The following is a 14,729-nucleotide window of genomic DNA, read 5'->3' as shown; positions in this document are numbered from 1 at the left end:
ACAGGAGATTACACAATGAGTTTTCCTCAAGTCGAATTAAACACCAATAAAGGTCGTATTGTTCTTGAGCTTAACACTGAAAAAGCACCTAAAACTGCTGAAAACTTCTTACAGTATGTTCGCGATGGTTTCTATGACGGCGTGATTTTCCACCGTGTTATTGATGGTTTCATGATCCAAGGCGGCGGCATGGATGAAAACTTCAAAGAAAAAACAACTCGTGATTCTATTGAAAACGAAGCTGACAACGGTTTAAGCAATGATGTTGGTACGATCGCTATGGCACGTACTCAAGCACCTCACTCTGCTTCAGCTCAATTCTTCATTAACGTGAAAAACAACTCTTTCCTTAATCACACTGGTAAAACAGCGCAAGGTTGGGGCTATGCAGTATTTGGTAAAGTAGTTGAAGGTCTTGACGTTGTTGACGCAATCAAAAGCGTTCGTACTGGTAACCGTGGCTACCACGCAGACGTTCCTCTAGAGAACGTTGTAATCGAATCAGCTAAAATCATTTCTGAATAATTTTTAAATTCTCCCCAACCCTCCTTTAATAAAGGAGGGAGTTTCAATATGAAATAAATGTCGGAACTCCTCCCTTTTCCAAAGGGAGGCTGGGAGGGATTTTTAGAATAAGGAAAAGATTCGTGACCTATCTGTTTATCGCTGATTTACATTTGTCACCTGAACACCCTCGACTCGTTCGGGGGTTTTTAGCTTTGTTAGAACAATACAAAACTCAACATACCCAGCTGTATATTTTAGGTGATTGGTTTAATGCGTGGATTGGTGATGACTTCACTGCCCCTTGGTTAGATGAAATCATTGCAGCGCTAAAAGATTTTACTGCTTTGGGAAATCAAATTTATTTCCAAGTAGGTAATCGTGATTTTGCATTGGGTCAAAAGTTTTTAGATAAATTTCACGGTCAATTATTACAAGACGTTGATTATCTCCACATTAGCAACTATAAAATTCGCCTCGAACATGGCGATTTACTTTGCACCGATGATGTGTCTTACCAAAAGTTTCGTAAAGTGATTCGTAATCCTTTGCTTTTAGGTTTCTTAAAGAGCTTACCGCTTAGCATTCGACAAAAAATCGCCAATGGCTTCCGCAAAAAAAGTACAGAAACCAAGCAAGTTAAATCCTATGACATTATGGATGTAAATGCCGAAGCTGTAGAAAAGGCTTTAGAGCAAGCCGATCTACTGATTCATGGACATACCCACCGCCCCCAAATACATGATGTGCACGGCAAATCACGTATCGTTTTAGGGGACTGGCGTGCAGAACAAGCTCAAATATTAGAGATGGGTGAAAACCCATCTGTGAGTGATTTAAAATTAAAAATTTGGTCTTACTAGTCCATAGCTTTCTAATCGTTAGCCTTTAGAAAAACTTACCATCATATTTGATTAATATACGCATCCAGACCATGCAAACGTAGACTTTAAATTAAGCAAAAAAAAAAACAGCAGATCATCTGCTGTTTTTTGCTTTTAGGCTAAGCGATATAGCTGGTTTGGGCCAGTATAGAAGCTTTTGCCATCTAGATTCAGGTTAAATGTCTCGCCTGTTTCTAATTCAACCATTTGCCCAACATCAACCCAAATTAAACCAGCATTGGTATTTTGTTGACGTTTTAAAGGCACCATTTTTACATTAATTTCGTCGCCATTTACGGCTTTGGCAGTTTGCCAAGTATTTAAAATATTCAAAAGATTTACTCAACATGTGAGCTTTTTGTGACAGAACAAAGAGATTAATCAATCGGGTTTGGAATAATAATTCTGTAGTTACAAAGATATGATTCAAGTCAGAAGCTTGAATACAGATAAATCACAATCAGCTAAATAAAAAAAGATAAGCAGGAACATTACCCGCTTCGAGTTAAGCAGAAGTATACAATATTGCGCTTTGATTAGCAAAAGTAGGACTTATATACGTTATAAATACCTGCTTTTTCAATAGTATTCAAAAATCTGTGTCATTTCAATAAACTGAATCAAACAAGAAATGACACATCATGGCAAGCAACTTTGATTTCAAAGCTGTTTTTAAAAACAATTACAGTCAAGCCCTCCTCACTGGTGAAAACGGTATCTTAACCCCACCCCTCAAACAACTGACAGAAGCAGCTTTAAATGCTGAAATTGAATTTAGAAGCCCCCACTAGCCAATTGTAGGAATAGCTATTCTCGTAAGACTGTAAAATCATCTTACGGTTCATTTGAACTGGAAATACCTCGGGATCGTGCTGACGATTTTGAGCCTCAACTCGTCAAGAAAAATCAAACCTAACTCCATAAATAGATCGACAACAAAGTCATTTCGCTATATGCACTCCGTACGGGCTACCGCAATATTCAGAAACAAATTACCGATATGTATGCACTGGTTCTTTCCAAGGGTGGCATTACCAATATTACAGACAAGTTAATCCCTGAATTACATGCTTGGTAACGGCGTCTTCTCGATATTGCCGTATATCCATTTGTGTGGCTCAATACCATTCATTACAAGTATTATTCACCAATTAAAATGTCGTGTTTTTAACAAAAAAGATCAAGAATGAAGGTATTTCTGTCAACAAAGCCGTTTTACCATTCTGGGATTACATGCCGAGGACCATAAAGAACGGCTAGGTCTTTACCTTTCAAAAAGTGAAGGTGCTAATGAATGTTCAGCGTATTCACAGATTTGCAGAATAGTGACAGACATTCTGATCGCCTGCATTGATGGACGTAAAAGCTTCCTGAGGCAATTGCTGCGATATGTCCGCAGACAGAAGTTTATACACTGAAGAATGCGGCCCACATCAAAACAAGCCTCAATTTATCATGATATATCTGGGCTTATTCATGATTCGGGTTATTTAATAGCGAGGTGGTGTCGCACTTCAAGACTTAACCTACTTATATTTAATTAGTAAAGATTCTCATTATTCACAATGTAAATTTTAGTAAATATAGTAAATTAGTCAGAATTTAAATTAGATACATAAGCAATTTAGTCGGGTTTAAAAAGTTTAAATATAAGTATTTTAGTCAGGTATTTAAATAACAGAATTAGTTTATTTTTAAATCATTAAAACGATTAAGTTATTGTATTAAAACACTTTAATAATATATTTTTATTTTAACTGTTCAACCTATTTGCTTTTTGTGTATATTTGTTAATAATATAGTACAAGTTTAAAGAATAGGCTTATCTCCATGAGCTTAAAATTCAAAGATTTAAATCGTCGTGTGGTCAGAGAAATAACCGCAATACTAATAATTAAAGTGATTATTTTAATGATCATTAAGAACATCTGGTTCGACGCCCCTACCATCCCTAAAAACTTTGACAATCAAGTTGCCGAGCATATTGCTGGCAGTCCTTCCCAAATCAAGGAGACACGTTGATGATTTCTGAAAGCGTGGTCGATCTTTCGCGGTTCCAATTTGCAATGACCGCGATGTATCACTTTATTTTTGTTCCGCTGACTTTAGGTCTGGCTTTTATTCTTGCCATTATGGAAACCACCTATGTGATTTCTGGCAAAGAAATTTATAAAGACATGACTAAATTCTGGGGAAAACTCTTCGGTATTAACTTCGCATTAGGTGTTACTACTGGTTTGACCATGGAGTTTCAGTTCGGTACTAACTGGGCGTATTACTCGCACTATGTCGGTGATATTTTCGGTGCACCATTAGCCATTGAAGGTCTGATGGCATTCTTCCTTGAATCAACATTTATTGGTTTATTCTTCTTCGGCTGGGATCGCCTATCCAAAGTTCAGCATTTGGCTGTAACTTGGTTAGTTGCACTTGGCTCGAACATGTCTGCACTATGGATTTTAGTAGCCAATGGTTGGATGCAAAACCCTGTTGGTTCTGCTTTTAACTATGAAACCATGCGTATGGAAATGGTGGACTTCGGTGCGCTGATTTTCAACCCCGTGGCTCAGGTTAAATTCGTGCATACCGTATCTGCAGGTTATGTGACTGGTGCTATTTTCGTACTGGCAATTTCAAGTTACTACTTATTGAAAAAGCGTGACTTGCCATTTGCGCGTCGCTCATTCGCCATCGCTGCTATCTTTGGTTTAGCGTCTACACTTTCGGTGATCTTACTGGGTGATGAATCTGGTTATGAAATTGGTGACGTACAAAAAACTAAACTAGCTGCGATTGAAGCTGAATGGGACACTCACCCAGCTCCAGCGCCATTTACTTTGTTCGGTATTCCAAATAAAGAAACCATGTCTACTGACTACGCGATCAAAATTCCTTATGTCATGGGGATTATCGCAACACGTTCAACTGATAAAGAAGTGACAGGTATTAAAGACCTGATCGTACAACACGAAGCGCGTATTCGTAACGGTATGGTGGCTTACTCACAGTTAGAACAACTTCGTGCAGGCGATACGTCTCCTGAACTTAAAGCAGCATTTGCTGAGTCTCAAAAAGACTTGGGTTATGGTCTGCTTCTGAAAAAATACACAGACAAAGTGGTCGATGCTTCTGATGATCAAATCAAAGCTGCTGCAAAAGACACTATTCCACATGTTCCAAGCTTGTTCTGGGCATTCCGTGCAATGGTTGCTTCTGGTTTCTTAATGCTCCTTCTGTTCGTACTTGCTACCTTTGCTGTCGGTAAACGTAATGCAGAAAACAAACCTTGGTTATTAAAATTTGCTTTGTTTGCTCTACCATTACCTTGGATTGCTGCACAAACAGGTTGGTATGTTGCCGAAGTTGGTCGTCAACCTTGGACTATCGGTGAAGTTCTACCTACACATCTTTCAGCTTCTAGCTTAAGTACAGGTGATGTATGGGGTTCTATCCTTGCATTGGCAGCGTTCTACACTGTACTGCTGATCATTGAAATGTACTTAATGATTAAATTCTCACGCCTTGGCCCAAGTTCTCTACATACTGGTAAATACCACTTCGAGAAACTTGAAGCTGCAAAAAAGGCAAATGAGGAGGCTCAAGCATGATCGAATATGAATTACTCAAAATCATTTGGTGGGTTTTAGTCGGTGTCCTACTGATCGGCTTCGCCCTCACCGATGGCTTCGATATGGGCTCAATGGCGATCATGCCATTCGTAGGTAAAAAAGACGAAGAACGTCGTGCGGCAATCAATACGATTGCCCCACACTGGGACGGTAACCAAGTATGGTTTATTACTGCCGGTGGTGCACTGTTTGCAGCATGGCCAATGGTATATGCAACTGCATTCTCAGGCATGTATTGGGCGCTGTTACTGGTACTCTTCGCTCTCTTCTTACGTCCAGTCGGTTTTGACTACCGTTCTAAACTTGAAAATACCAAGTGGCGTAATTCTTGGGACTGGGGTTTAGCAATTGGTGGTGCCGTTCCTGCCCTCGTATTTGGTGTTGCGTTTGGTAATATGTTCCTTGGTGTTCCATTCACTATGGACGAAACTGTTCGCTCGACTTATACAGGGAGCTTCTTTGCACTGCTTAACCCATTCGCTTTAGTTTGCGGTATCGTGAGTTTATCTATGCTTTGCGCTCACGGTGGTGCATGGCTCATGCTTCGTACAGACGGCGATCTACGCGCACGCTCTGCAAAAGCAACTCAGCTTATGGGTATCGTATTCTTAGTTTGCTTCTTACTGGCAGGCGCATGGTTATACTTCGGTAATATCCAAGGCTACACATTAGCTCAACCGTTTGACACTAATGGCGTTGCAAACCCATTAGCTAAAGAAGTGATCACCAATGCCAACCCAGGTTGGATGAACAATTACAGTACTTATCCAATTACTATGATTGCGCCAATCATGGCTATTTTAGGTGCGCTGATCATCATCCTTGCCGCAGGTAAAGGTAAAGCAGGTTTCAGCTTCCTTGGTTCAAGCTTGGCAGTCATTGGTGCAATCTTAACTGCTGGTTTTGCATTGTTCCCTTTCCTTATGCCATCGAGCATCAACCCAACTGTAAGTTTGACTATGTGGGATGCGGTATCAAGTAAAAATACCCTAACTGTGATGACAGTTGCAGCATGTATTTTTGTCCCACTTATCCTGTGCTACACAACTTGGTGTTACTACAAAATGTGGGGCGTGGTTACTAACAAACATATTGAAGAGAATTCACACAGCCTATACTAAGGCTGTGTCTAAGGAGAAAAGACGATGTGGTATTTTGCTTGGATTCTCGGTATCTTGATGGCATGTTTTGCAGGTGTACTTAGTGCGCTTTACATCGAACATCATCAAGATCTAGATGAGGAATAACAAATGACTGATGCTGCTGTAGAAAAATCACTTGTAGAAAAGAAGCCAAATAAATTTGCAATGGTCATTTCCTGCCTGTTAGCTTTTCCTTTGGCAGCCGTGTTACTTGTACATCCTGCTGCCATGCTGGATGACAATGGTGGATATAGCCATCGAGCGCTGATGTTCATCATGATAGGTATTTCAGGTGGTTTTGTGCATGGTGTGGGTTTTACGCCACACCATTGGTTCTGGAAATGGCTTTTTAGCCCCTTCCTCGCTTGGCCACTCATGTTATGGGGCTACTACACATGGTTCCTACATTAATTAATATCTAAATAAAGCCCTCAATTGAGGGCTTTATTTTTGATTGAAACAACAAAACTGTTTCAAATTCCACAAATAAATAAAAAAATCGATCCTAGTTAGATACTTTAGAGTTTATATAATCGCCGTTATGCTCAATGGATATAAAAAAGTAATTAATATACTAATGGATAAATAGCGAACATTTATTTGTAAAAAAAAGTAAAAATATATAAAATTCAGCTACTTTATAGTTAGTGTAAAAAACATGTATATTAAAAGTATTGAGGTTACTCACCAAAACGATAAATTAATATTATCAGCCACTATAGAAAGTAGTGTCTTAGGATCTAAAAATCTTTGGTTTTCTGTACCAGAATTGTATGAACAACATGTTTGTACCACTCAAATGGACGCATTTCTTGTAGGGATGCTTTTTCCAGCAATGATGTGTGGAGAAGATCTTTATATTGATGGCATTGTGTCTAAGAAATTAATTTTTAACATAAATAAATATGTCATTCCATTACTCATTTCATTTTGCCCTACTGCTAAAAAAATAAAAGTTAGTGCGAAGGAACTAAGTGAACAATTTTTTGATAATACAGGTATTGGTACAGGATTTTCTGGTGGTGTAGACTCTTTTAATGCGATACATGAGCTATTTGTTAAACAAAATGATATAGGTTTAAGAGTAAATACACTTTTATTTTTAAATGTAGGTTCTCATGGCAGTAAGGAGGAAAGTGCAAAGGTAAAATATTTGCAAAGATATAACCACCTTAAAAACTATCCCAAAGAAGTAAATCTTGATTACATACCTATAGATTCTAATTTACACACTTTTCATCCCTGGGGGCATGAAAAGATACATACTTTGACAGGCTGTGCTGGTGTCCTAGTACTACAAAAACATTTTTCAAAATATTATTATGCATCTGCTGGATTTAATTACACTCAGATTATAAATTTCTCAAAAAAATATAGAGATAAAGATATTGGTATTTATTGTGATCCTATTTTATTACCTTTATTATCAACAGAAAGTACGGAGTTTTATCAAGAGGGTGCTGCGTACTCACGTGTTGACAAAATAGTAGATATATCAAACTACGAGCCAACGTATAGATATTTAAATGTATGTGTAAGTGGTGATGATACACATGAAAATTGTTCAACTTGCAATAAATGCCTAAGAACTTTGTTTGCTTTAGATCTTTCAGGAAATCTAAATAAATATGAAAATATCTTTGATATTAAAAAGTATAAAAAAGTGAAAGGTTTTTATATTGCACAACTTATTCAAGATTCAAAAAAAGATATTTTTGCACAAAGTCTAATTGAACTGGCAAAAGAAAAAGGTGTTAAAATTCCTAATAAAATAGTGAGTAAAGTTAAGTTTTTTTATTATCGAAAAATTATTCGAAAATTAAAAAAGATTGGACTTATCTAAAATACAGGCAACTATTTTAAGTATTCTATTAAATATATAGTAGTATTTTTTATATTTTATCCCTTTTCTAACTGAATTACATTCTGTTTTTAAAGATCAACCGAATGGATCTTAAGAAAAATTTTACTTTAGATCCATTTATTTTAAAGGAAAAATCAACACAATATACGTTACACAAAATACTTCCAATTACCTTTGCTAGATCAACCTTAAACTATGCATAAAAGTACTATCCTACGAGATGGTACTTTTATGCAGCTTGAGACATTTAGTGGTTACTTAAATAGCCAATTTTTAAATCTATAAACCCAACCCATAAAAAAACCGGATATAAATCCGGCTTAATGTTGTCTATTCTGTTTAACGATGCGTATGAATCGACATCACAATCCCCATACCTGCAAGCATGGATATGACTGCTGTACCCCCATAACTCATCAAAGGCAATGGATCGCCTGTTACAGGCAAAATACCGCTAACCATACCTGAGTTCAAAAACACAAAGAAAAAGAAGGTTAAGCCCATCGCCCCTGCATAAAGTCGTCCAAAATTATGGAAGGAATTTAGTCCAATAATCAGACAGCGAACAATAATTGCTGTAAACAAACTAAATAAAAGGAATACACCAATAAAGCCAAATTCTTCAGCATAAGTCGACATAATAAAGTCAGTATGATGCTCTGGCAGATAACCCAAGTGCGACTGCGTCCCTTCGGTATAACCCTTGCCCATTAAACCGCCTGAACCAATAGCAATTTTAGACTGAATAATGTTCCAACCTGCACCAAGCGCGTCAGACTCAGGATCGAATAACGTTAGCACACGTTTTTTCTGATATTCCTGCAAAAAAAACATCCAAAGTACAGGTGCTGCAATTGCAAAGGCTGTTAAAGCACCGGCAATCAAACGCCAAGACATTCCACTTAAAAATAAAACAAAAATACCCGGAATAATCAAACCGATATTCAAGTCAGGCTGTAAAGCGACCAATGCAAATGGAATCAATAATAAAATTAATGCACCGACAATTTGTAAAAATTTCGGTGGAAATGGTTTTCGCGCAAAATACCACGCCATCATGAGTGGCATGGCAAATTTCATAAATTCACTCGGCTGCATACTACCGATACCCGGCAAGCTAATCCAGCGTTTCGCCCCCATCCTTTTTTCACCAATGACCAACACCAACAACAGTAAAAATATACCGATGGCGTATAAGTACGGACTCATAGATTGGTAAACTTTGGGTGGAATTTGCGCGCAAATCAGCATCACAATAAAGCCCACACCAAAACTTGTGGCTTGGCGTAGTACCATTCCCGAATCTTCTGCGGTCGCACTATAGACAACCATCAGCCCCAATATTGCATTGAGTACCAAGAAGCAAAGTAACCACGGGTCTAAATGAAGTTTAGCCCATCGAGAAGAATCGTGTTTTATACTGCGGCCATCGCGTAATGACTGACGTAAAAAACGATACTGTTGAGAAGGGATCATTGCGAAACAGATCTAAAAAAGGATGCGGGAATTATAGATTAAAGCGACAGTAAAAATCACTTTCCCTTAAATATTCCTCGAAATAATCATCTATTAACTTGAGACGCTAAAATTAAACGTGCCAATTCCAAGTCATCAGGATAGGTAATTTTAATATTGTCCGAACGACCCTGCACGACATTGACATGCTCACCGAAAAATTCTAAGGCACTTGCTTCATCTGTGATGGTCGCACCAGCGGCAAGCGCTTGTTCAATGGCATTTTTAAGTACACCCAATTTGGCAATTTGTGGTGTCTGCGCTTGCCATAAAGTTGAACGATCTACCGTTGTTGATATTTGTGGTGCCGTTTCAACTCGCTTTAAGGTATCGCGTACAGGAATGGCGAGAATCGCACTTTGCTCAGTTTCTACTGCCGATTGAACTAAATTTTCTAAACTCAACTGAGAGACACATGGTCGTGCTGCGTCATGAACAAACACCCAATCATCATCATTGGCAATCGAAGATAGATATTGCAATGCATTGAGTACAGAATGCACACGCTCTGCACCGCCTAAACAAAAATGAGCCTTCTCTTGATTAGTGAGTGCCAAGGTCTGCGCAACATTATCTTGCTCGCCTATAGCCAATACATAACCCATCAACGGCAATTGGTTGAGACGTGCAACTGTGTGTTCAAGCACAGTTAGACCCGCAATGTTTTGATATTGTTTTAGTTCAGTTTTAGAAAATCGACTTCCTGAACCAGCAGCAGGAATAATGGCCCACAATTTAAGGTTCGGGTGGAAGTTCGGCTGGTTCTGACTCATTGGTACGTAGGTCTACTTTTGCGTTTGGATCAATATAAATTGGTTTGTACTGAGTACTAATCGTACTCATCTGTACGAAAGTTTCATGCGGTTTAATTAAACCTAAATCTAGACGAGCATGCTCTTCAATAGCTTCAACGCCATTTTTTAAATCGTATACTTCAGCGGCAAGCACGCGATTTCGTTCTTTTAATTCGTCATTGAGTTCGACTTGTTGTTGTATTTTCTGACTCAGTTGTTGATGTTGATGATAACCACCTTCACCGAACCAGTATAAATATTGAAACCCTGCGATCAAAAAGATCGCAAGGCCCAACAATGCTTTACTCGCTTTGGAGTCAAATACATTTAACATAGATAGCATGATCTGCTTAGTTCAAACCTTTGAACTCAGCTTTACCGCGATATGCAGCATTAGTCAATTCTTCAATACGAAGTAATTGGTTATATTTCGCTACACGGTCAGAACGGCAAAGTGAACCAGTTTTGATTTGACCCGCTGCTGTACCCACTGCAAGATCCGCAATAGTTGAATCTTCAGTTTCACCAGAACGGTGTGAAATTACTGTAGTGTAACCATTTGCTTTCGCAAGGTAGATTGCATCTAGAGTTTCAGTCAATGTACCGATTTGGTTGTACTTGATCAGAATAGAGTTACCCACTTTTTCGTTGATACCACGTTGAAGAATCTTAGGATTCGTAACGAATAGGTCATCACCAACCAATTGGATTTTGTCGCCAAGGATTGAAGTGAGGTAAGACCAGCCTTCCCAATCAGACTCGTCCAAACCATCTTCAATTGAGATGATTGGGTATTGTTTTGCAAAACCTGCAAGGTAGTCAGCAAATTGGTTGCTAGTGAATGCTTTATTGCCTTCACCTGCAAGGATGTATTGACCATCTTTGTAGAATTCTGAAGATGCACAGTCAAGCGCAAGCATAATGTCAGAACCTGCTTTGTAGCCAGTTTTTTCAATTGCTTCAAGAATTACTGTAATTGCTTCTTCGTTAGAACGAAGGTTCGGTGCAAAACCACCTTCATCACCAACTGCAGTATTTAGACCTTGTTTCTTTAAAACTGATTTTAAAGAATGGAAAATTTCAGCACCAGCGCGTAAAGCTTCAGAGAATGAAGTGAAGCCAACTGGCTCAATCATAAATTCTTGAATGTCTACGTTGTTGTCTGCATGTGAACCACCATTTAGGATGTTCATCATTGGAACAGGCATAGTCAAAATGCTGTTATTTCGAAGGTCTGCGATGTATTGGAAAAGTGGAATTTTCTTTTCATCAGCAGCAGCGCGCGCAGCAGCTAGCGATACCGCTAAAGTTGCGTTCGCACCTAATTTTTCTTTGTTTTCAGTACCGTCAAGCTCGATCATTGTGTTATCAATGTCTTTTTGTTCGAATACTGATTTACCCAACAATGCATCACGAATTACTGTGTTAACGTTGTTAACCGCAGTTTTAACGCCTTTACCTAAGTAACGAGCTTTGTCGCCGTCACGAAGTTCTAAAGCTTCACGAGAACCAGTTGAAGCACCAGATGGTGCACATGCACGGCCTACAACGCCAGAGGCTAAGATTACGTCTGCTTCGATGGTAGGGTTACCACGAGAGTCCAAAATTTCACGTGCACGAATGTCAACGATTTGGCTCATGAACAATTCCTCAGTTGATTAATAAAAATGATGCGTCAAAAGTGACGCATCAATGTGTATCGAATTAGTGTGTGTCTAACTTTGCGAAACCTTTAACCAAGGTATCGAGTTCTTTTAACTGTGCCAAGAAAGGCTCCAACTGTGACATGCGTAGCGCACATGGACCGTCACATTTGGCATTTTCTGGATCTGGATGAGCTTCTAAGAACAAACCTGCTAAACCAGTCGCCATACCTGCTCGTGCCAGTGTCGTGATTTGCGCACGACGACCACCCGCAGAATCCGCACGACCACCCGGCGTTTGAAGCGCATGTGTCACATCAAAGAACACAGGGACATTCATTTCTTTCATGATGTCAAAGCCCAACATATCGACAACTAAGTTGTTGTAACCAAATGCTGAACCACGTTCACAAAGAATCAGTTTGTCATTCCCTGCTTCCAAACACTTATGCAGAATATGACGCATTTCGTGTGGTGCGAGGAACTGTGCTTTTTTAATGTTGATGATGGCATCAGTTTTCGCCATCGCTTCAACAAGGTCAGTTTGACGGCTTAAAAATGCAGGAAGCTGGATAATATCCGCAACTTCAGCAACAGGCGCAGCTTGATATGGTTCATGTACGTCAGTAATAATCGGCACATTAAAGTGTTTTTTTATGTCAGCTAACCACTCGATTCCTTTTTCCAGGCCTGGGCCACGGAAAGAGTTCAAGCTTGAACGATTGGCTTTATCAAAACTTGCTTTAAACACATACGGAATATCCAAGCGTTTGCAGATATCCACATAGGTTTCAGCAATTTCAAAAGCAAGGTCTTTTGACTCAAGTACGTTCATGCCGCCGAATAGTACAAATGGCAAATGATTTGCCATTTGTATATCGCCTAAACGTACAATTTCCTGTGGTTTTAATTGTGACATTTAAACTCTTCCTGGTTTAGTCAAAAACACATTATTTCGCTTTTTGGTACTGCTTTTTAGCAGCATCAATAAAGCCTGCGAATAATGGGTGTCCATCACGTGGTGAACTTGTAAATTCCGGATGGAATTGTACAGCAATAAACCAAGGATGTTCAGGAATTTCAACAGTTTCAACAAGACGTTGCACTGGAGAATAACCTGAAATCTTCATGCCTTTTTCTTCAAGCATTGGGATATAACGGTTGTTCATTTCATAACGGTGACGATGACGTTCAACGATCTCTTCAGAACCGTAAACTTGTGCAGTTTTTGTACCTGCAACCAATTCAGATTTTTGAGCACCCAGACGCATTGTGCCGCCTAAGTCAGAATCTGCATTACGTTGTTGAACTTCGCCACGCTCATCTAACCATTCAGTGATTAGACCAATCAATGGTGATTTTGTAGAACGGTTAAATTCAGTTGAAGTTGCATCGCTAATACCCGCAACGTTGCGCGCATATTCGATCACAGCCAACTGCATACCTAAACAGATGCCAAGGAATGGCACACCGTTTTCACGTGCAAAACGAATCGCTTTCATTTTGCCTTCTGTACCACGTTCACCGAAGCCACCCGGGACTAAGATTGCATCCGCGTCTTTTAATACGTCGTTTACATCTTGGCTTTCAAGTTCTTCTGCATTTACGTAGTCGATTTGAACTTTCACACGGTTTTGAATACCCGCATGTAAAAGTGCTTCGTTTACAGATTTGTATGCATCTGGAAGTTCAACGTATTTACCAACCATCGCTACACGAACTGTATATTCAGGGTTCAGTAATGCATCTACAACGTTATCCCAGTCTGTAAGATCAGCTTCTGGAAGATCGTCATAACCAAAACGTTCGCAGATTAAATCATCAACGTTTTGTTCATAGAAAGTACGTGGAATTTGGTAAATTGAACGCGCATCTTTACATACCACAACTGCACGCGCTTCAACGTTCGTAAATAACGCAATTTTACGTGTAGTGTCAGCATCAACATCATGCTCTGTACGGCAGATCAGGATGTCTGGTTGAATACCAATCGACAAAAGCTCTTTTACAGAGTGTTGAGTTGGTTTAGTTTTTAATTCAGCAGCTGACTTAATATATGGGAGTAAAGTTAAGTGCATTAACATTGTGCGCTTATGACCTAGTTCGACCATAAGTTGACGTACAGATTCCATGAATGGGAGAGATTCAATGTCACCTACTGTACCGCCGATCTCAACGATCGCAACGTCATAGCCTTCACCTGCGCGAAGAACACGTTCTTTAATATTGTCAGTAATATGTGGAATAACTTGAACTGTACCACCGAGGTAATCACCACGACGTTCTTTATTCAAGACATCTTGGTACACTCGTCCTGAAGTAAAGTTGTTCAGTTTGGTCATTTTCGCACGACGCAAGAAACGTTCGTAATAACCCAAGTCTAAGTCAGTTTCAGCACCATCCTCTGTGACAAAAACTTCACCGTGTTGGAATGGACTCATAGTCCCTGGATCGACATTAATGTATGGATCCATTTTTACCATGGTTACTTTTAAACCACGGGCTTCTAAAAGCGCAGCCACTGATGCAGCTGAAATACCTTTACCTAGTGATGATACAACACCACCAGTAACGAAAATAAAATGGGTCATTAAGTTTCTCGTACAATGGAGCCTAAATTGGCCTACAATGTTGTGCGATTTTACTTTACTCTGTACCAAGAAAGCAAAGTCATTCCGCATCAATTCATAGAACAATTAACAATTGGCTATTGTAACAGCAATTATCATAAAAATTTAGAGTAAGTTCTTATCA

Annotated in this window: 16 protein-coding genes and 1 pseudogene; 10 read left to right on the top strand and 7 right to left on the bottom strand. The window is 39.1% G+C overall.

Annotation, left to right across the window (positions count from 1 at the left end; genetic code table 11):
* Nucleotides 1-15 precede the first annotated feature (15 nt).
* A complete protein-coding gene (locus FTU79_RS08520; protein ID WP_078193500.1) occupies nt 16-525 on the top strand; it encodes a peptidylprolyl isomerase in 510 nt (169 codons plus the stop codon).
* A gap of 122 nt (nt 526-647) precedes the next feature.
* On the top strand, nt 648-1,367 hold the full coding sequence (locus FTU79_RS08515; RefSeq protein ID WP_180049636.1) for a UDP-2,3-diacylglucosamine diphosphatase: 720 nt from the start codon (nt 648-650) through the stop codon (nt 1,365-1,367).
* Between the two features lie 135 nt (nt 1,368-1,502).
* Here the strand turns inward: FTU79_RS08515 and FTU79_RS08510 are convergent, their stop codons facing one another.
* Entirely contained in the window at nt 1,503-1,721 is a 219-nt protein-coding gene (locus tag FTU79_RS08510; protein ID WP_168378619.1) for a transposase, read from the bottom strand.
* Nucleotides 1,722-2,029: 308 nt separating this feature from the next.
* Here FTU79_RS08510 and FTU79_RS08505 point away from each other — a divergent pair, with 308 nt between their 5' ends.
* The 8 genes and pseudogenes from FTU79_RS08505 to FTU79_RS08470 all read left to right on the top strand — a co-directional run bounded on the left by FTU79_RS08505 (nt 2,030) and on the right by FTU79_RS08470 (nt 8,002).
* Nucleotides 2,030-2,179 (top strand): hypothetical protein, encoded by a 150-nt coding sequence (locus tag FTU79_RS08505; RefSeq protein WP_168378620.1) that lies wholly within the window; start codon nt 2,030-2,032, stop codon nt 2,177-2,179.
* 59 nt (nt 2,180-2,238) lie between these two features.
* Nucleotides 2,239-2,466, top strand: a pseudogene (locus FTU79_RS16735) (transposase).
* Nucleotides 2,467-3,218: 752 nt separating this feature from the next.
* Complete coding sequence (gene cydP / locus FTU79_RS08495) at nt 3,219-3,410, top strand: cytochrome oxidase putative small subunit CydP (protein WP_078188513.1); 192 nt, start codon at nt 3,219-3,221, stop codon at nt 3,408-3,410.
* Nucleotides 3,410-4,996: a cytochrome ubiquinol oxidase subunit I gene (locus FTU79_RS08490; RefSeq protein ID WP_168378621.1), complete on the top strand. Its 1,587-nt coding sequence runs from the start codon at nt 3,410-3,412 to the stop codon at nt 4,994-4,996. The genes cydP and FTU79_RS08490 overlap by 1 nt, the downstream gene beginning before the upstream one ends.
* Nucleotides 4,993-6,138, top strand: coding sequence for a cytochrome d ubiquinol oxidase subunit II (gene cydB / locus FTU79_RS08485; protein ID WP_168378622.1), 1,146 nt, complete (start codon nt 4,993-4,995; stop codon nt 6,136-6,138). Before FTU79_RS08490 ends, cydB begins: the two co-directional genes overlap by 4 nt.
* 24 nt (nt 6,139-6,162) lie before the next feature.
* Nucleotides 6,163-6,264: a cytochrome bd-I oxidase subunit CydX gene (gene cydX, locus FTU79_RS08480; protein WP_002120988.1), complete on the top strand. Its 102-nt coding sequence runs from the start codon at nt 6,163-6,165 to the stop codon at nt 6,262-6,264.
* Nucleotides 6,265-6,267: 3 nt separating this feature from the next.
* A complete protein-coding gene (locus FTU79_RS08475; protein WP_078188516.1) occupies nt 6,268-6,570 on the top strand; it encodes a cyd operon YbgE family protein in 303 nt (100 codons plus the stop codon).
* Between the two features lie 247 nt (nt 6,571-6,817).
* Nucleotides 6,818-8,002, top strand: coding sequence for a hypothetical protein (locus tag FTU79_RS08470; protein ID WP_180007839.1), 1,185 nt, complete (start codon nt 6,818-6,820; stop codon nt 8,000-8,002).
* A gap of 360 nt (nt 8,003-8,362) precedes the next feature.
* On the opposite strand, the gene rodA is transcribed toward FTU79_RS08470, so the two are convergent.
* The 6 genes from rodA to FTU79_RS08440 all read right to left on the bottom strand — a co-directional run bounded on the left by rodA (nt 8,363) and on the right by FTU79_RS08440 (nt 14,566).
* Nucleotides 8,363-9,499, bottom strand: a complete 1,137-nt coding sequence (rodA, locus tag FTU79_RS08465) for a rod shape-determining protein RodA (RefSeq protein WP_180007840.1) — start codon at nt 9,497-9,499, stop codon at nt 8,363-8,365.
* Between the two features lie 86 nt (nt 9,500-9,585).
* On the bottom strand, nt 9,586-10,311 hold the full coding sequence (gene ispD, locus FTU79_RS08460; RefSeq protein ID WP_180049634.1) for a 2-C-methyl-D-erythritol 4-phosphate cytidylyltransferase: 726 nt from the start codon (nt 10,309-10,311) through the stop codon (nt 9,586-9,588).
* The gene (locus FTU79_RS08455; RefSeq protein ID WP_078188520.1) at nt 10,274-10,666 is read right to left on the bottom strand and encodes a septum formation initiator family protein; all 393 of its coding nucleotides are present in this window, start codon (nt 10,664-10,666) and stop codon (nt 10,274-10,276) included. Before FTU79_RS08455 ends, ispD begins: the two co-directional genes overlap by 38 nt.
* Nucleotides 10,667-10,682: 16 nt before the next feature.
* Entirely contained in the window at nt 10,683-11,972 is a 1,290-nt protein-coding gene (gene eno, locus FTU79_RS08450; protein WP_180049632.1) for a phosphopyruvate hydratase, read from the bottom strand.
* Between the two features lie 64 nt (nt 11,973-12,036).
* On the bottom strand, nt 12,037-12,894 hold the full coding sequence (kdsA, locus tag FTU79_RS08445) for a 3-deoxy-8-phosphooctulonate synthase (RefSeq protein ID WP_078188522.1): 858 nt from the start codon (nt 12,892-12,894) through the stop codon (nt 12,037-12,039).
* A gap of 31 nt (nt 12,895-12,925) precedes the next feature.
* Nucleotides 12,926-14,566, bottom strand: coding sequence for a CTP synthase (locus tag FTU79_RS08440; protein ID WP_180049630.1), 1,641 nt, complete (start codon nt 14,564-14,566; stop codon nt 12,926-12,928).
* Nucleotides 14,567-14,729 lie beyond the last annotated feature (163 nt).

This window comes from Acinetobacter sp. YH12144 (genome assembly GCF_013418345.1).
In the GTDB taxonomy this organism is placed as follows: domain Bacteria; phylum Pseudomonadota; class Gammaproteobacteria; order Pseudomonadales; family Moraxellaceae; genus Acinetobacter; species Acinetobacter amyesii.
Note: the sequence above shows the minus strand (reverse complement) of the source record. Positions and strands in the feature narration are given on the sequence as shown.